The organism is Paenibacillus sp. J22P165, assembly GCF_059692015.1.
Map to the genome: position 1 here is coordinate 56303 of NZ_JCAUAP010000003.1, position 18712 is coordinate 75014.

The 18712-nt window shown below is 42.0% G+C and carries 13 protein-coding genes and 2 pseudogenes; 3 read left to right on the forward strand and 12 right to left on the reverse strand.

What is annotated here, in order from left to right:
* Positions 1-162: 162 nt before the first annotated feature.
* The 5 genes from AC58QM_RS07975 to AC58QM_RS07995 form a co-directional block, all read right to left on the reverse strand.
* A complete protein-coding gene (locus tag AC58QM_RS07975; RefSeq protein WP_497282871.1) occupies positions 163-489 on the reverse strand; it encodes a YnfA family protein in 327 nt (108 codons plus the stop codon).
* 116 nt (positions 490-605) lie between these two features.
* Positions 606-857 carry a YolD-like family protein gene (locus AC58QM_RS07980; protein WP_497282873.1) on the reverse strand — a complete coding sequence of 84 codons (252 nt, stop codon included), beginning with the start codon at positions 855-857 and terminating at the stop codon, positions 606-608.
* A 512-nt stretch (positions 858-1369) separates the two neighbouring features.
* A complete protein-coding gene (locus tag AC58QM_RS07985) occupies positions 1370-1597 on the reverse strand; it encodes an HAD family hydrolase (RefSeq protein WP_497283614.1) in 228 nt (75 codons plus the stop codon).
* Between the two features lie 167 nt (positions 1598-1764).
* A complete protein-coding gene (locus AC58QM_RS07990; protein WP_497282875.1) occupies positions 1765-2559 on the reverse strand; it encodes an SDR family NAD(P)-dependent oxidoreductase in 795 nt (264 codons plus the stop codon).
* A gap of 50 nt (positions 2560-2609) precedes the next feature.
* Complete coding sequence (locus AC58QM_RS07995) at positions 2610-3638, reverse strand: helix-turn-helix transcriptional regulator (protein ID WP_497282877.1); 1029 nt, start codon at positions 3636-3638, stop codon at positions 2610-2612.
* 406 nt (positions 3639-4044) lie between these two features.
* Between AC58QM_RS07995 and AC58QM_RS08000 the strand changes: the two are divergent.
* A pseudogene (locus AC58QM_RS08000) lies at positions 4045-4540 on the forward strand (IS110 family RNA-guided transposase); the annotation flags it as partial.
* A 307-nt stretch (positions 4541-4847) separates the two neighbouring features.
* Here AC58QM_RS08000 and AC58QM_RS08005 read toward each other — a convergent pair.
* Positions 4848-5360 carry a hypothetical protein gene (locus AC58QM_RS08005; protein ID WP_497282878.1) on the reverse strand — a complete coding sequence of 171 codons (513 nt, stop codon included), beginning with the start codon at positions 5358-5360 and terminating at the stop codon, positions 4848-4850.
* 610 nt (positions 5361-5970) lie between these two features.
* Here AC58QM_RS08005 and AC58QM_RS08010 point away from each other — a divergent pair.
* Positions 5971-8274: a hypothetical protein gene (locus AC58QM_RS08010; protein WP_497282880.1), complete on the forward strand. Its 2304-nt coding sequence runs from the start codon at positions 5971-5973 to the stop codon at positions 8272-8274.
* Between the two features lie 352 nt (positions 8275-8626).
* Here the strand turns inward: AC58QM_RS08010 and araA are convergent, their stop codons facing one another.
* Genes araA through AC58QM_RS08025 form a run of 3 tightly spaced genes read right to left on the reverse strand, consistent with a single transcriptional unit; the run spans position 8627 to position 12404 of the window.
* Positions 8627-10051, reverse strand: a complete 1425-nt coding sequence (gene araA / locus AC58QM_RS08015) for an L-arabinose isomerase (RefSeq protein ID WP_497282882.1) — start codon at positions 10049-10051, stop codon at positions 8627-8629.
* 35 nt (positions 10052-10086) lie between these two features.
* Positions 10087-10785 (reverse strand): L-ribulose-5-phosphate 4-epimerase, encoded by a 699-nt coding sequence (locus tag AC58QM_RS08020; protein ID WP_497282884.1) that lies wholly within the window; start codon positions 10783-10785, stop codon positions 10087-10089.
* Positions 10779-12404: a xylulokinase gene (locus tag AC58QM_RS08025; protein ID WP_497282885.1), complete on the reverse strand. Its 1626-nt coding sequence runs from the start codon at positions 12402-12404 to the stop codon at positions 10779-10781. The genes AC58QM_RS08020 and AC58QM_RS08025 overlap by 7 nt, the downstream gene beginning before the upstream one ends.
* A gap of 359 nt (positions 12405-12763) precedes the next feature.
* Between AC58QM_RS08025 and AC58QM_RS08030 the strand changes: the two genes are divergently transcribed.
* A complete protein-coding gene (locus AC58QM_RS08030) occupies positions 12764-13855 on the forward strand; it encodes a GntR family transcriptional regulator (protein ID WP_497282887.1) in 1092 nt (363 codons plus the stop codon).
* Between the two features lie 143 nt (positions 13856-13998).
* Here AC58QM_RS08030 and AC58QM_RS08035 read toward each other — a convergent pair whose 3' ends face one another.
* From AC58QM_RS08035 to AC58QM_RS08045, 3 genes and pseudogenes are all read right to left on the reverse strand, one after another.
* Positions 13999-15210 carry a chromate transporter gene (locus AC58QM_RS08035; RefSeq protein ID WP_497282888.1) on the reverse strand — a complete coding sequence of 404 codons (1212 nt, stop codon included), beginning with the start codon at positions 15208-15210 and terminating at the stop codon, positions 13999-14001.
* A 175-nt stretch (positions 15211-15385) separates the two neighbouring features.
* Positions 15386-15808 (reverse strand): annotated as a pseudogene (arsC, locus tag AC58QM_RS08040) (arsenate reductase (thioredoxin)).
* Between the two features lie 107 nt (positions 15809-15915).
* A complete protein-coding gene (locus AC58QM_RS08045) occupies positions 15916-18552 on the reverse strand; it encodes an adenosylcobalamin-dependent ribonucleoside-diphosphate reductase (RefSeq protein ID WP_497282889.1) in 2637 nt (878 codons plus the stop codon).
* Positions 18553-18712: the final 160 nt, after the last annotated feature.

Below are 18712 nucleotides of genomic sequence, written 5' to 3' on the forward strand. Positions count from 1 at the left end.
TCATTTCCACTATAGACCTGATATTTCTTCACCTCATTAACAAATTCTTGCGATCCTCCTGCTAAACCGCTAAAAAACTGACATCGGGACTTCATACTAAGAGAAAAACCGCCTTACGATTTTCGCAAGGCGGTTGCTATTATTCTTAGTACAATCGAAGTATTAACCTCTAGGAGCCCAGAGCATAATGGAGACACCGGTAACGCAAACAGCAGCACCGATCCAATCGTACATATCAGGTGTTTTTTTATCTACGAACCATCCCCACAGGACTGCCATGACAATAAATACACCGCCATATGCCGCGTAAACACGACCAAACGATGGAAAACTTTGTAGTGTTGGAATAATGCCGTAAATGACGAGTATTATACCTCCTACCATGCCGTACCACAGAGGTTTGGATTCACGGAGCCACAGCCATACCATATAACCGCCACCAATTTCTGCGAGCCCCGCGATGATGAATATTATTATTGTTAAAACCAAGATCGATTGCTCCTTTCGCTCCGAACAAGTGCCCGTGGTTTTTATTTCTACAAAGCATAATCTAATCTCAGATCCTTGCCGTTACAATAACAAAAAGCTTCATTTAACGGAAAATGTTAATTGAAGCTTCCTCTGCAGTTTACTACAATCTCAGCACTGAGTAGATCATCAAGTCGAATCCAATCGATCCCCTCTTCGTGAGATACCTTTAATCTTCTAAATTCTTGATCAATTGTAGTGACTAGACCCGTAATTTGCCTGTCACCGTTTTCATCATATATCTTTAGAATAACAAATTTCTGGTCTTGAAAAGCTTCACTAAGAACTATTGCTAATTTTTCATTCTCTCGATTTACACTAAATCTCATTTCCTCACACCCTCATAAGAACATTTGTTCGAATACAGATTATACTCTTTATATGATGTGTGGTAAAGAATTAAATCAATAAGACTAGATATTTGTACAAAGAAATTCTAAAAGCTGCAACTGACCACATTGGCTTTTTCTTTCTCCACGCCCAGAACAAACCAAGGATCTCTATAACCTATTAGAACAATCTACTCTAGAACCATATGTACCAGACACATTTCATTGCACAGCTTAGCTCCAAGATTTATTTGTAGAAAAAATGAAAGCATTCAGGAAAAATTGGATGAACTTCTCGGACCAACGACATAGTCCAGCAAGGGATTCCAATGTGTAAACATATTTATAATGTTGATGAGGTTCTCCTCCAATTATTTTCGCAGGAAAAAGTGAATGACATTCTTTAATTACTGCTAGATGTAAGTGTAAAAGCCGCACAAGAAGCAGAAATTCATTTGGGTACATTGTCGGTTTTTATTTTTTCCGTTAGAGTTCAATAATTAAGACACAGTTCAAGACGATATCAATGATAAAACTTGTTTTAATGAATCTATTTGGTATGACGGTTCATCTTGTCCATCAAGCCACGGATGAATGCCACGTATCCAGACTGGGGTTAATCCAGCGGAATATGAACCAACGATATCATTAGCTGGATGATCCCCGATGTACCATGTTTCAGAAGCACTTACATTTATTTTTTCAAGTGCAATAGAAAAAATTTCAGAATGTTTATTCAGCTATTTCTAGTACTTACTTTTTATTTTTATTACTACTACTAAGCGGAGAAAAGGCAACCAGTTTTAATTGGTTGCCCTTTTGTCTATATAATTGAGCTCTCATTCTTACGTTAGCTTAATGGACTTCCAAACGCAGCTGATGGCTGTTTTTTTACTCGTTAAATTAATTAAAATATAGTTGGTACCATTCCCCCATCCATTCGGATAGGTGAGCCCCTGAACGCAGAGGCATAAGGACTGCAGATGAATGCGGCTAACCGGCCGATCTCCATCGGTCTTATGAACCGCTGAATCTCGGATTGCGGTAAGTTATTGTCCATGAAATCCTTCTCTTTTGCCTCGAAGGTCATCTCTTCGTTCGGATAAATTCTTTCGATGATCATTTGTACATTCTCAGAAAGTGTCGGTCCAGGCAAGATCGTGTTCACCGTTACCCCAGATCCCTTGGTCAGCTTCGACAAACTCTTGGATAACGAAAGGAGCATCGATTTGGTCACAGCGTAATGTGGCATCTGACCTGAAGGCATTACGGCTTCCTCACTCGCGATAAAGAGAATGCGTCCAGTATCGCCGCTCAACATGGAAGGCAGATAGAGCTTAGTTAGACTGTTTGCAGCAAGCACATTTGTACGGATGTACTTCTCCCATATGGCATCGTCTATATTCTCATATGACATGATCTCATAGATCCCCATGCTATTGACCAGAATATCGACTTGTGGGAACTTCTCAAACAAAACTTCTCTTTGCTGAGCATCCACGAGATCAGCTGCGGCATTCTGAGGTCGAGTGTCCGGAAATTTCGCCTGAATCTCCCTCACCGTGAGCTCAACCTCTTCGTTACTTCGACCATTTATGAGAACATGAACGCCTTCTCTAGCAAGTTCTATGGCAATTGCTTTACCGATCCCCTTAGTAGACCCCGTTACTAATGCTGTCTTATTTTTCAATCCCATATCCATATCTCTGCACTCCTTATGTTCAGTATAGGGATAATGGTACCTCATTTCGTCTACTCGGTAACTAGCGAGGAACGCCAATGATCTTGCGCTACGCGCCAATTGGCGGGAGTCTTCCCTTCCCATGTGCGGAATGCACGATAAAATGAATTCTGATCTTCGTAACCTACGAGAAAAGCAACCTCTTTGATCTCGAGCGACGGGTCTGCTAAAAATGCGAGCGCCTGCTCGTGCCTGGTTTGCGTCAGCAACTGCTTAAAGTTTTCTCCTTCTTCCATCAAGCGGCGCTGCAAGGTACGGTCGCTCAAGCCCAACTCGTTGGCTACCGTTTGAATGTCGATTCGCCCGCGTGAAAGGTAACGCGAGAGAATCCATTTCACTTTATTGCTAATCTTGCGTTTGCTCCCTTGTTCATCCAAAGAACGATCCAAGGCCGGTGTCAGAATATCGAGAAGTTCTTCGTTATAAGAAACGAAAGGACGGTCCAGATCACTGCCTCGCAGTGTAAGTCGGTTGCCAGACGCACCTACCCGAACGGAACATCCGAAATAAACTTCGAGTACTTTCGTGATGCCCATATCGTGAACGAACTCTACCGAATAAGCCGTGAGCGGCCGACCGGTTCCTCGTCGTCCTAGCTCTAAGAGATAGGCGAGTGTAATCCCAACCAGCACTGGAGGTCCGGGCTCCGTGGCATGCTGCCAATCCAGTTCGATGATACCCAGCCCTCCTTCTTCACGTAAACACAAGCTTTCGGGCGGGCACATTTGCTTATATCGAGTCATTCGCATAAGAGCATCTCGGAAATCCCTAGCATGGAAGGTCGCTAAAGCGGCTGGTGGATATTGCGCCGTCTCGAATGCGGTGGCCAACTTGACGATTCCCGTGGCGGTATCTCCGACAAGTTCGGCATAAGCCTGCCAGATCGCGTAGTATTGGGCGATTGTGACGACTGGATCGTCGATGACGGTCAAGGGCAGATGAGCATGGCGCGCTACTTCTTGAGGGGGAATCCCTAATAGGCGCAAACTGGACCAGAAGCCTGGCGCGAGCTTCACTCGATCAGCGACTGTTGCTTTCATTATGGTTAACCTCCTAGGGCAATATCAAATATCAAAAATGGCCCACGGATACCGTGGACCATTAAATTATAGCTTAACCATTAAGCAGCGTCATTTATTCTTTCATGTATCGAGTGCCTTGAGTAATATGCTTCGGACTTACATTTCAATGCGCGTAAGGTCTTCTTTTGAGGCTGCCGATCAATTTCACGGTAGCCTCATTTGTAGTTTGTTGAACTAACGCTACCCGTTAGCCATCCAAGGAAGGTCGATCAACTATGGTGCGTTAGAGCCCATCCGTTAGTCTGACTCCACCGACCACGGTGTATCACAGAATGTCGCTCCTTCGGGGAGCACTCATGGTAGATTAATCCTATTTTGGTTGTTGCACCAGCCCCATATTCAGGCCGTGGAAAGGATAATTTCAGTGGATATAATCATTGAACGTGCTTGTGGTATGGATGTTCATAAGGATTCCATCACTGCAATGCACAATGACACCTGAAGGAAAGGAGATTCAAACGTTTTCTACTAAAACCGTATCTCTATTACGATTAATTGACTGGATCAAAAAACATGGGTGTACTCACGTAGCGATGGAAAGTACAGGCGTTTTCTGGAAGCCAATCGTAAACCTTTTAGAGGCTGAAGATATTGAGTTTCTAGTCGTAAATGCTCAGCATATGAAAGCTCTCCCAGGACGAAAAACAGATGTTAAAGATGCTGAATGGATTGCCAAACTTCTTCGTCATGGACTATTGAAAGCGAGTTTCATTCCAAACCGAAATCAACGAGAACTACGAGAACTAGTTCGTTATCGCCGGAGCATAATTGAAGAACGAGCCAGGCAACATAATCGGATTCAAAAAGTTCTAGAAGGTGCAAACATCAAGCTTGGTTCTGTCGTTTCAGATATTATGGGCCTCGGGGAGTAGATCAGGAGACTTCCGAAATGGTAACATTATAACCTAAAGTTTCAAGCCTTCGAACTGAATTGCGTACAATTGCTCCAAGTTTCTGCTTTTCAAAATAATCTTCGCCAAGATCAACATACATTTCTTTTCTTGTTAGCAAATAATAAGCGATTCTTAGCATGGCATGGGCCACTACAATTGCAGCTCGTGGTGCAAGGTTGTCTACCCGGGCAGACAAAGGTGCGTCAGCCACGCAGCGTTAATATGGTGTTATCGGATATTCCCTCTTCTTCGAATTCGCTAGGGCTGGATCTATTTAATAATTTCTATCTGTTAAATCTTTGTCTTTAAACCATATTTGAATTTGTTCAATCATGTCTTTACCACTTAATGCTATTGAAAACTCACCACTTACAAATATATCTTCCGAATATTTTACAGTTTTAAATTTAGTGCTTGATTTAATATGATTTATTGCATCCAGTCGGTCCATTCCAATTCTAATCGAAAATATTGAGTACTCAGGATTAGAAAACTCCAAGGAACCGACCTTACCATTAAGATCATTATCAGCATCATTGGAAAAACTAATTCTAACTTTCTTCTCGTTGTACGCTCGCCCATGTCCCCCCATACCATTGATATATTCACCTTTGCCCCATTGTTCTATTACTTTGTCTTCAGACATTCCAAACTTTATGTCTTCAATAATTAAATTCTTATTTAAGGTGTCTATATCTATCTTGGATCTCTCATACCAAAGAAATGACAAAATAATAAGGACAAAAAATACAATGCCTGTTATGATGTATCGTTTTCTTATTTTCATTTTTATCATCCTTTAGGGAATTTACGATTAAAAAAATAGGCAAACGATTTAACTTATAGTTTGCCTTGTTGTATATTTATTCAGCTATTTCTAATACTTCTTATTATTTTATTACTATTTCTTTTAATGTGATATTCCCTAATTAATTAGAAAACGGAGCCCGCAAACCCGCGGCGCTCCGTTTCTGTTGTTTCAGAATTCGTTAGATACTTAACTCGCCAGCGGCGAAAATGATGGTTTGTTGCAGAATTCGTTAGAAAAAATATTTCGACCCATTTTCTGATTATGCATAAATATTCACTCGAAACTTTTGATCAAGAAACAACTTATTGAATAACTTTATTAACCATAAAACACCACATTTAATACATTAATTCTGCCTTCTTGCACCAGTATTTATCCAAATGAAGTGCACACCCCCATATTAACTTCCAAATCATTTTTTAGACAAGTATCCCTAAATTTCTTCATTTGTTTAACTTGTTTACTGCATATTGTATTACTGCCCAAAATATATTGTAATTGTGTCAGTACAATATTATATTTTTCAATATCTGCGCCTCACAACATCCTAATACTGACATAATTAGATCCATGAGGAGGCAGTTATATGATAAAAGATATTCGTTATACATTGATGTCTAACGGAACAGTTGACATCCGCTGGAATGATGGACGAATGCGCTTAGCTGGGATCATAAATAAAGAAGAATTTGGTTTATTCAAAATCGCTTTTAACTACTTTTTATTTGAGATTCCGTTCAACACTTTAAATTCAGAACAAATAGATTCATTATTCCAGGGTCATTTTAAACAACATTTAGCTGATAAATTGAAGTCAGAACTTGACAATGAAAGTTTTAACCGTATTTATAACCAGGTCGAGCGTGCTGCCAATAAGATTGCTCGACATGAGTTTGAGAAACCCTCCATAGAAGAGGAACTAGGCATGCAAGAGCAAAAATCTGATTATCAGGTTCTTATGGCTGCTAGAACAGGGGCAGGAAAAAGCACAATAATTAAAAGTTGTAGTTCTTTCCCAGACAATGTTAATTTTCCAGTAGTAAACGCGAATCGAACTACAACATTTCCAACTGAGTACGTATTAACTAATAGTGAAACATATGATTTTAAAATTGTTTTCCATGACCAGGATTGGATTATACAAAGAGTTCAGGAATCTATCACTGCATTCATCCAACAGTACGCTTCACTAAAATTTTCAAAGCAACAATCAGACAATGAAGATATTCTTATTGAGGCAGTTAATGCGTTCAATGACGCAGACGAACAAAACATTTTTCTAATACGTTTAGTCTTAGGTCGATATAAAAAAGAAGAAAAGACCTCTTTGGATGTTGAATTGAACGTATTTTGGAAAGCAATTTATACCATTGTCGAGGAATGGGTGCTTTCTATTGTTTCAACAGACACCATGAATGATGTTGCAACATATGACTTTTTAATTGAACTAGTGGATCAAAAACTAGATGCAAGACCTAGTGGAAATAATCAACACCCTTTAGATCCTGAAGGTCAACTCATTACAATGATCGTAAGCTACATATATAAACGAACACATGTTATATTGACTGAGACTGAGGAAGTAAGGAAAAATCAATCAATTATCGGTGGTACTCCTGGTTTTGGAATAATCACTAAGGCAGATAAAATTAAAGGGTATCATGGTGTATATTCCCTTATTGAAGCTTGGAATATGTTACGATATTTCTTTAGTCGTGACTCGTCTGACAATGGCAAGGCTGTAACTGCCCTAGTCAAAAGAGCTAAAGTAAAGATTCCCTATAACAAAGAATTTAGGGACATTTATCCAACCATTTCATTACACGATATAATAGGTTATGGACATACCAATGGCGATACTGGCTCTTTAGAAGGAAGTACTTCAATTAATTACTCAGAATATGATGCTATTGCTGTAATAGAACGTTCTGATGACCCAATGAACGATGTTACAAAGAAAATTCTTAAAAATCTATTAGATACAGCGCTAAAGAAAAAAATACTTATTTGTTATAGTCATTATCATAAATTAAACAAAGATGACTGGTCAGAAGAATCTTATGAACAAGAACGAGAACATGAACTAATAAAACTACAAGAGCAAGCATTACGAAGAATGAATATTGATTCACAAGATATTCAAGAATTGAGCTTAGAGAGAACTCTTTTTCTTCGATACGATGTTCACGAACTGGGTTCCTCTAGAAAAACCAGAGAAATAAAAGACAGAATTTTTGCTGAGGATTTTATCTCCAAAGTGATTTCCGTTGCAGAATCTGTACAGAAAGCACAATATAAATTATCATTTAAACTCGATTATAATGAAAGTCAAATTAATGCTGTTTATCAAAAAGCTCGAGAAGACTTTCTAAGATTGCAAAACAATCTGTATGGTGGTATCCTTCCTCCTCATTACACAGTAACGAAAGCATTGAACAATAGGCTATGGCATAAAGAAACATTCTATCAAAACCCTAACCTAATATTGAAACCTCTTGATGACTTCCATATGTGTATTATGACCTATCTAAATACATTCCTCAGCCAAACTACAATTTGGCCCAAAAGAAATGATGAACAAACTTTGATTATTATAGATCAGATAAAAGAAAAAGTTGCTCAGGCATTAAAAGATGAAATACGTATGATTTTCTTAAATCCAAGACCAGTAGACGTAGAATCCATTAACTATTTCTGGGATAATGAGTGGCACGAGTGTCATTCATATAGTGGTTCAAAATCCGATAGAAAACGTCGAGATAAGATGATGGAGATATTTCATCGCTTCGTACCACAAGTTGAGATTCTATTTCATAAGGAAACCGAATATTGGATTCGTTTCATTCAAAAGAAATTAACACAAGCAATTGATGAGTTGAACAACGCTTAAATAATTAGAGGGCAAGATCTAACAATTTATCCTGAAATACAAATAAGTTTTTAATAATTTCTATTGTTCAATTTCTTTAGTAGATTCTCAATTGTTTACTAATTAAATAAATACCACACAATCTCTGCCATCATATTATGGCTGCAGATTCGTAAAATAAGTTGGAGCTATTTATTCAATCAGAGCATTCCGCATTCTCATCCCCATTTAAAAAAGTATTCTATAATAAAAAAATCGTTTCTCTGTAAATAGAATTACCCATTTACAATAGAAACGATTTTTTTTGCTCATGAAAACAGTTCTCTACTCTTTAATTGATCGAGTTCCGCCTTCTCTTCGCCTAAATTTTAAACTATTTAATTACAACGTACTCCAAGTTAACCAACTTAGCGTAGGCAACGATTTGGTCTGTCGTCAGGTTCAAGGAAGCAACGGTATGGTGGCCGCCACCATTCTCGATCCAAGCTTTAATCCCATCCTGGAAGTTCGGCTTCACGCTCCAGAGTACACGAGCTACAGGAAGCTTAGGAGCCGGAGCGGTTGGTTCGAACGCGGAAACTTCATTAATAAGTAATTTATAATGAGTCCCGAAGTCCACCATGGATACGACGACGCCTTCTCCTGCTTTACCGTCGAATACCAGACGCGCCGGATCTTCTTTCCCGCCGATTCCGAGTGGGGAAACGATAATTCTAGGCTTGCTGCTTGCAAAGGTTGGATCTACCTCGAGCATGTGGGATTGCAGGATCGCTTCCTGACCAGCCGCCATCTCGTACGTGTAATCTTCCATAAAGCCTGTCGTTTGATTGTGGCTCATCACTTTCAGCAAGCGGGCCAGCGCGGCTGTTTTCCAGTCGCCTTCGCCAGCAAAGCCGTAGCCCTGCGCCATCAGACGTTGAACCGCAAGACCAGGCAGCTGCTTCATCCCATGCAAATCTTCAAAGTTCGTCGTGAAGGCATTATACCCTTTTTCGTCTAAGAAACGCTTGATGGCAATTTCATAACTCGCTTGGATTCTTACGCTAGCTTCCCAAGCTTCCTTGCTGTTCGTACCATAATCAAATGCATAGAGTTCCGCATATTGACCCATGAGATCATCGATTTCTTGCGCTGTAACAGCATTCACGTACTGCACAAGATCGCCAATTCCGAAGTAATCTACGGTCCACCCGAATTGGATTTGAGCCTCGACCTTATCGCCTTCTGTTACACCAACATTACGCATGTTGTCGCCGAATCGAGCTACTTTGATATTGAAGCTCTCGTTATACGCAACTGCTACGTCCATCCAATCCGCAATCTGCTGCTGAACTTCAGCACGTTCCCAGTAACCTACAACGATTTTATTTTGTTTCCTTAGTCGTGCATTGATAAAGCCGTATTCGCGATCACCGTGAGCAGCTTGGTTCAGGTTCATGAAGTCCATATCAATCGTTGCCCATGGAATGCTTTCATTGAACTGCGTTGCAAGGTGAAGCAGAGGCTTCTGCAGCAATTTCGTACCGCGAATCCACATTTTGGCAGGCGAGAACGTATGCATCCAAGTGATAACACCGGCTACTTCATCACGGAAGTTAACTTCTTTCATAATACCTGTAATTTTATCGGCACTAACAGCCAGGTCTTGCAAGACAACCGGATAAGGGAGCACACCGCTATTATTTAACGCATCTGTCATTGTCTGCGCGTGTGCTTTTACTTCTGCCAACGCTTCTTCTCCGTACAGATGTTGGGAACCTACGACGAACCAAAACTGTTTAGCTGCTGTAATTGACATGCTAACCATCCTCTTTTCTTTAAAATGAATTATGATTATTTCTTCTGCCCATAGTAGGCATCTTTCCCGTGTTTACGAAGATAGTGCTTATCTAGAATGCCTTGCGGCAATTCTTTTGCAAAATGATTCAATTGACGAGCATACAAGTTCATTTTGCATACTTCCTCAAGAACGACGCTATTGACGACCGCAGAATGGACATCTTTCCCCCATGCGAAAGGTGCATGACCTTGGAGCAGAACAGCCGGAATCGCCATAATATCCAGGCCAAGCTTTTCAAACGTTTCAATAATAACGTGACCTGTCTCCGCCTCGTATCCACGATCAATCTCATCTTGTGTTAAGAAACGAGCGCAAGGTACGGAGCCATAGAAAGTGTCCGCATGTGTTGTTCCCATAACAGGTACGTCCAGTCCTGCTTGCGCCCAAATGGTTGCCCAGGTGGAGTGAGTATGCACAATGCCGCCAATTTGCTGAAAATGTTTATACAACACGGCATGCGTCGCGGTATCGGATGAGGGTCTCATCTCCCCTTCGACCACTTGACCCTCGAGATTCACAACGACCATATCGCTTGGTTTCATCTTTTCATAGCTGACTCCACTCGGTTTAATGACAAACAGGCCGCTTTCCCGATCGATCGCGCTCGCATTACCCCAAGTGAATTTCACGAGTCCGTGCTTCGGCAAATCTAGATTCGCTTGATATACCTCTTCCTTAAGTTGTTCTAACAACTTTGGTCCCTCCCGTTCTCTAGCAGGTGGTCTACTGCGGCTTGTTCAATGGCAAGACCTTCTTGATATCGTTTAATAAATGTTTGGAACCCTTTTACTTCATCTGCATCCGGAGCAATCTCTTGTCCTTGGGTATCTTTAAACACCTTCTGCTCAAGGAAGTCATCCAGGCTTTCTTCTTGATCCTTGTTAATCAGGTAGGAAGCTAGAAGTGCCATCCCCCATGCCCCGCCTTCGCTAGCTGTGGACATTACCGAGATCGGTATGTTCAGTGCGGCAGCCAAAGCTTTTTGCCCAACAATTGGTGTTTTGAAAAGGCCCCCGTGAGCCAATATGCGATCAATTGCAACCTGTTCGTTTTCAGTCAAAATATCCATACCCAGCTTCAATGCGCCAAAAGCGGTAAATAAATGCGTCCGCATAAAATTAGCTAGATTAAAATTGCTTTCAGGTGAGCGAACGAACAACGGTCGGCCTTTATCAATTCCCGTAATGTTTTCGCCCGAGAGATAACCGTAGCTCAGCAAACCGCCGCCATCAGGGTCCGCTTCAAGAGATTTATTCAACAGCGCACTAAACAATTGACCTGAATCAACCTTGAAGCCCATCGCCTCGGAAAATTCACGGAACAATCCCACCCATGCGTTCAAGTCGCTGGAGCAGTTATTGGCATGCGCCATCGCAACTGGACTTCCGTTAGGCGTCGTAACCATATCAATCGCCGTGTACAACTTAGATAATTCCTTCTCCAGTACAATCATTGCAAAAATGGAAGTACCCACGGAAATGTTGCCTGTACGTTTTCTAATACTATTCGTAGCGACCATGCCTGTGCCAGCATCACCTTCAGGTGGACACAGTGGAATATCCGACTGCAGGTCCCCGGCTGGATCAAGAAGGTCAGCTCCCGCTGCCGTCAACTTGCCAGCTTGCTCACCGGAGAGAAGCACCTTCGGAAGAACATCTTTAAGCTTCAAAGCATAGCTTTTACCTGCGACTAACTCATCGAATTGATTGACCATCGTTGGATGATAGTTATGAGTAGACTCATCAATTGGGAAGATCCCAGAAGCATCTCCAATTCCAATCACTTTATTGCCTGTCAGCAGCCAGTGGATATATCCAGAAAGTGTTGTTACATAATCAATCTGAGGCACATGTTCCTCTTTGTTTAATATTGCTTGGTACAAGTGAGCGATACTCCAGCGCTCAGGGATATTAAACTGGAACAATTCCGTCAGTTCTCTCGCTGCAGCTCCTGTTGTAGCGTTACGCCAAGTCCGGAACGGGACCAGCAGCTCACCACTGCTGTTAAATGCCATATACCCATGCATCATAGCCGAAAGCCCAATCGAACCCACTGTCTTGAGGGTAACGCCGTATTTCTGTGATACATCCTGCTTTAATTCACGATAAGCTGCTTGGAGGCCTGTAAGTATAAGGTCCTGGTTATAGGTCCAATAGCCGTCTTTCAATTGATTTTCCCACTCAAAACTTCCAGATGCGATGGTCTCGTAGTGCCCATCAATCAACACCGCTTTGATCCTCGTTGATCCCAATTCAATACCAAGAGAAGTTCGGCCCTTCGTTATCGCTTCTTTCAAATCTAGATGATTCATAGTCACATTTATCCCCTTTCTGTTTAACCCAATCGATTTAGATTCGTATACTAGCTAAGTCGATCGAATCGTTCACTCGATATAACAAATGGAAGATTTCGATCGCAAGAAGGCGCTTTCTCTAATTGATAGCATTAGTATATTTTCTGTACGTACATTTGTCAATATATCCTTATAGTTATACTAACATGATCTATAATGATCCCTATTTCCCTCAGCATAGTAATTTTTTTAAAGGTTAAAGACTCAAGTTGTACTATTGAAATCATTGCTATATATAACTACATTTGCATTCCAGACAATTTATGTTAGAATGTGTACGTACAACTTATCGATACATGAAGAAAGAAGTGGATTTCATGAAGCCAAAATACCAGATCATCATAGATGATCTCAAAAGTTATATCCTCTCGGGAACGTACAAAGCAGGCGAGAAAATCCCTTCGGAATTCGCTTTGCAGGAAGAGTACAATGTTAGCCGACAAACGATTAGAAAAGCTATTCTGGATTTATCGAACGAGGGTTTCCTAAGAAGCGAGAAAGGATCCGGCACATACGTCAGCACGAATTACCGGTCCAGAACCAGTGGGAAAGTAACGAATAAAACAATTGGCGTTATCACAACCTATATCTCTGATTACATTTTTCCCTCTATTATCCGCGGCATTGAAAGCCGCTTAAATGAAGATAACTATTCCTTACTATTAGCCAGTACAAATAACGATATCTCTCAGGAGAAAAAGGCGTTAGAAATGATGCTGTCATACGGGGTTGATGGACTGATTATAGAACCTACCAGAAGTAATGTATACAACCCTAATATCGCTTACTACCTGTCTTTTAAGGAGCAGGATGTTCCCTTCACGATGATTAATGCCTATTATGAAGAGTTGGAGGTTCCTTTCTTTTGTCTAGATGACGTGCAGTCTAGCTATCTAGCAACTCGGGAACTAATTGCCAAAGGACATACCCAGATTGGTATCATCGCGAAAATGGATGATTTGCAAGGAAAGTATAGAATGAAGGGATTTATCAGGGCTCTTGGTGAAGCCAAGTTACGGTTCCAGCAAGAGCATGTACTTTCTTTCGATACGGCAACGAAACCAGACCTATCCACAAATTTAGAAGTGTATTTGAACGACAATCGGGATGACTTGACTGCGCTTGTGTGTTACAACGACGAGGTAGGCTTGGAAGTCGTACATGTCTGCAGAAAAATGGGTATCTCCATCCCAGACGAGCTATCCATCATTGGTCAGGATAATTCTTATATCGCTAAAAACGCAAATATCAAACTAACGACACTAACCCACCCCCAAGAGCTAATGGGACGTGACGCAGCTGACTGGGTAATTAAGAATTTACAAGGCAAAAAAGACTTACCAACCACCACCTATTACCAGCCCGTATTAATTGAGGGCGAAACCGTAAAAGCGATCGAACTGGAATAGTGAAGAACTCCCATAAAGAAGAAACAGCGGCTGACCAAGACTTGAAAATAAAGTCATAGACTGCCGCTGTTTTTATTGAACTTACGTGTCCCTTTAGCTTAAAGACAAAAGAAGACTATGTTAGTCTTCATAAAACTTATTGATTATAAAAAGGAGACAAGTGTTCCTCCTAATGCACCACTAATGACCACTACCCAAGGTGGTAATTTCCAGAATACAAGCATGATAAATAGGATAGCGGTAAGAGCAAAATCCATAGGAGAAAGTATGGAACTCGTCCAAATTGGATTATACAAAGCGGCTAGTAAAATTCCTACAACAGCAGCGTTAATCCCTACCAACGCCCCTTGAATTTTGGGTTTGCTGCGAAGTGTACCCCAAAAAGGTAATGCTCCGACTACGAGTAAAAAGGCTGGAAGAAATATGCCGATTGTTGCAACGATTGCACCAAGCCATCCTCCCAATATCGCACCCAAATACCCCGCAAAAGTAAATAACGGCCCCGGAACTGCTTGAGCAGCACCATATCCAGCAAGAAACTCTTCTTTTGTCAGCCAGCTGACAGGAACAAGTTCTCTTTCAAGTAATGGCAGAACAACATGCCCACCCCCAAATACAAGAGAACCGGATCGATAGAAACTATCAAAGACAGCTAACCAATGAAATGAGGTTATATTACGCATGACGGGGAGTAAAATGAGTAAAACCAAAAAAAGGACTAAACAAATGATTCCAGTAGAACGACGAATAGGTATTTTGATTTCAGGTAAGTTCGATTCCACATTTCCTTTGTATAGGAACAAACCAATTAGCCCTGCTAAAACAATGATTACGATTTGACTAACTGCCGTTTGCCAAAGCAGAGTCATGGTTGTAGCAACAATGGCTATAGTGACACGATTTCTATCTGGCGTAAGTTTTTGCCCCATTCCCAAGACCGCTTGAGCTACAATTGCAACAGCCACTAATTTTAGACCGTGAATCCACCCAGCATTTCCGACATCAAATCCTTTAAGAAGAAAAGCAAAAAGAACTAAAGCAATCACCGAAGGAAGAGTAAAACCAATCCACGCAAAAAAACCTCCCAATAGTCCTGCCCGTATTACGCCAATGCCAATTCCCACCTGACTGCTGGCGGGACCGGGTAAGAATTGACAAAGGGAAACAAGATCAGCATAGCTGCGTTCGTCCATCCATTTCCTTCGTTTAACATATTCATTATGAAAATATCCAAGATGAGCAATCGGACCACCAAACGAGGTTAGTCCTAGTTTCGTGGAAACACCTAACACCTCAAGCAATGACTTGGTTCGATTGTTGCTTTCACCCTTTTCTTGAGTTGGAACATCATTCATCCTCATACAACACCTGCACTTTCGAGTCATAGCAACATTTTTTCATAAATATATACCATTTCTTGGTCTTTTAATAGAAAGATTCTAAGCTCTTCCTCCAAAAAAAGCTTTATAGAAGTCGAGAGATTTCTGAAGGTCGCTACAGTTATAGCTACATGCATCCGTTTAATCATGCTTATTTACCTTCTTTCACGAATTTTTCTATGCGGTTTTTAATGGATTCAAGTACTTCGCGGAACTTAGCCATAACTTCTTCCTCTGTTCCAGTTGCTTTTGCTGGATCGTCAAAGCCCTAGTACCATTTTTCAGCTTTATCATTGCGAACAACAGGGCAATTATCGTTTGCATGAACGCAAAGTGTGATAATGAAATCCGCTTCTTTCAAAATTTCAGGGTCTATCACATCGGAAGTGTGACCCGAAATGTCAACGCCAGCTTCCTTCATTACTTGCACGGCGCGTGGATTTAGCCCATGTGCTTCAAGACCCGCGCTTTTAACCTCATATTTGTCGCTACCCAGCGATTTCAAAAATCCGTCTGCAATTTGGCTCCTGCAGGAGTTTCCCGTGCAAAGAAAATACACTAGTTTCTTATCCATACCCAAATCCACCTAAAAAAACTACAACAATTCATGAAACATTTACAGCAGTTAATTATGAAAAATAACAAAAAAAAATATCCAGGGCACCCGCCCTGGATTTTCCATTAATTACATCTGCTATATCCGCAGTTGACGCAATTCTTACACCCTTCGCTGTTCACCAGCGAAGCGGAACCGCATGACGTGCACAGGTCCATCGCCGCGGCATTCGTCGCGTTCGGAGCTGCGTACCCGTTCGCAGTCGCATAAGGCGCCGGTGCTGCCTCAACAACTTCACTCGTCGCGGTCACGTAGTTCCGCGCGTCGTCAGGCTCGCTCATCACTTCGTCGTGCTGCTCGAGCGCTTTCGCAACCGCGTCTGCGATCGACTCCACGCGGTTATTACCGAAACCAATGGCGCCGGAGCCGCCAATGCCTTTCAAGTGCTTCACGAGCAGCTTCACTTTGTCACCGTGATCACCATAACGCAAGAACAACGAGCACACGCGTCCGAGTGCTTCGGACATCGCGAACACGTCGGATCCCGCTTTTCCTACGTTAAGGAAAATCTCGCTCGGTGTTCCGTTCATATCATTAATCGTGATATATGCCATACCGAATGGTGTATTCACTTTATAGGTAGCACCACGCAAAATTTGCGGACGACGCTTGTATTGCCTATCGAACACTTGTTCTGTCTTCGCATCAACATTCACAGCAAGTTTGCCGGACAGCTGAGCTAAGCTTCCCGATTCTGCGACAGCTTCCGCCGCGACAGCTACTGGCGCTACTTCCGGCTGAGCTTCAACTTTCACTTCATCCTTCTTCTCAGAACTTGTACTCAACACCTGAACATCACGACTGCCATCGCGATAGATCGTCACGCCTTTACAGCCCAGATCATACGCCAATTCATAGAGGCGTTTGGTTTCTTCAACCGTGAAGTCCGCTGGACAGTTAGCCGTTTTGGAAATGGAGCTATCCACCCACGTCTGAATAGCAGCTTGTGCACGAATATGATCCTCAGCGGACAAGCTCATCGAGGTAACAAAGTAGTCCGGCAGATCCTGATCAGGGTTGGCGTCCTTCCAATTCTGCGCAATCGGCACATATTGTTTATCGAAGCCTAAACGGCTTTGACGATAGTATTCGAAAGCGAAATATGGCTCAATCCCTGTCGATGTACCCACCATCGTACCCGTACTGCCAGTCGGAGCTTGTGTAATGACGGTAACATTACGCATACCTTGCTGACGAATGGAAGCGCCAACCTCTGGATAGACCTCCGTCATTTTGCGCATAAAGCCGCTTTCCATAAATTTATCTTCAATAAAGGCTTGGAACGAGCCCTTCTCACCAGCAATCTCAGAGGAAGCCAGGTAGGCTTCTCTCGCCATAAACCCATAGATTTTGTCCAAGAACACGAGTGATTCCGGACTGCCGTAACGAATTTTCAACAGGATCATAAGCTCAGCAAGACCCATTGTTCCAAGTCCTACACGACGCTCATTCTGCTGATTCGCACGATTTTCTTCAAAATGATACGGTGTTTTATCAATCACGTTATCTAGGAAACGCGTTGAGTAACGCACGACGGTAGCAAGCTCTTTCCAATCCACATCATGCTTATCCGCATCATAGAATTTGGACAAATTGATCGCAGATAAGTTACACACGCCCCACGCTGGAAGTCCTTGTTCTCCACACGGATTCGTACAAATAATCGGATTGAAGTACCAACTGTTGGACATTTGATTGTAGTATTCCAAGAATACAACACCAGGTTCAGCCGATTTCCATGCCGATTCAATAATGGAATGCCATACATCGCGAGCTCGAACCGTACGATACGGCTTAACCGCTTTGCCTAGCTTTTTCCATGCGTCTAAATTGCCATCCCATAACTCATTGTATTCTGGATCTGTCGTATCCGGGAACACCAGTTCCCACCCTAGATCTTCCTTCACTGCTTTCATGAAGCCATTACTTACGCATACAGATAAGTTCGCGTTCGTAATTTGTCCCATCGTGGACTTCACCGTAATGAAATCCTCCAAATCTGGATGCCAATCGTTAATCATCAGCATTAGTGCTCCGCGACGACTTCCACCTTGCTCAATTAAGCCCGTCGTGTAGCTAAATAAACCGCCCCAAGAGACAGCACCGCTGGAAGAGCCATTAACACCCTTCACCACAGAACGTCTCGGACGAAGCGAAGAAAGGTTGATCCCAACGCCACCGCCGCGTGACATAATTTCTGTCATTTCAGTCAACGTATTCATAATGCCGCCACGGCTATCCTTCGGTGAAGGAATTACGTAGCAGTTAAATAACGTCAACTCATCACTCGCATCCGCTCCTGCTGCAATACGGCCTCCAGGAACAAGCTTCCAATCATTTAAAATATATCTGAACTTTTCCGTCCATTCCTGACGTTTCTCCGCTGTCTTCTCAACGGATGCCATGGCGCCAGCCAAACGGTCCCACATTTCTTCTGGTGTTTTCTCCATATTTAACGTTAGCTTCTCAACCGCAGATTCCACGGTTTCCCCGCTGCGTGTACGAACCTTTACGGTATTTCCTTCACGACTAATTATTTCGCCAACCTCTTTGGCTGGAAATTTAGGATCATCTTTGGTTAGGACAAGAACGGTATCCCCTACCTTTGCATGACTAGTGTCTGCATTTTTAAGTGCGTAGCGATCCAAAAATATCTTCTCACTCAATCCCGTTAGCTTCTTACTCTCATACACATTCCCCATGAACATAAGCCTCCTAATAAAGTGCATATACAGCTGCATTTAAGATAATCACTACGAGATTCGGTATCCCGCATTTCTCAATATATGGTAGTGCCAAATTATTATACTACACAACATATGGATGATCCATTGGCAAAAGAACCAAATTCACTCTAGTCAC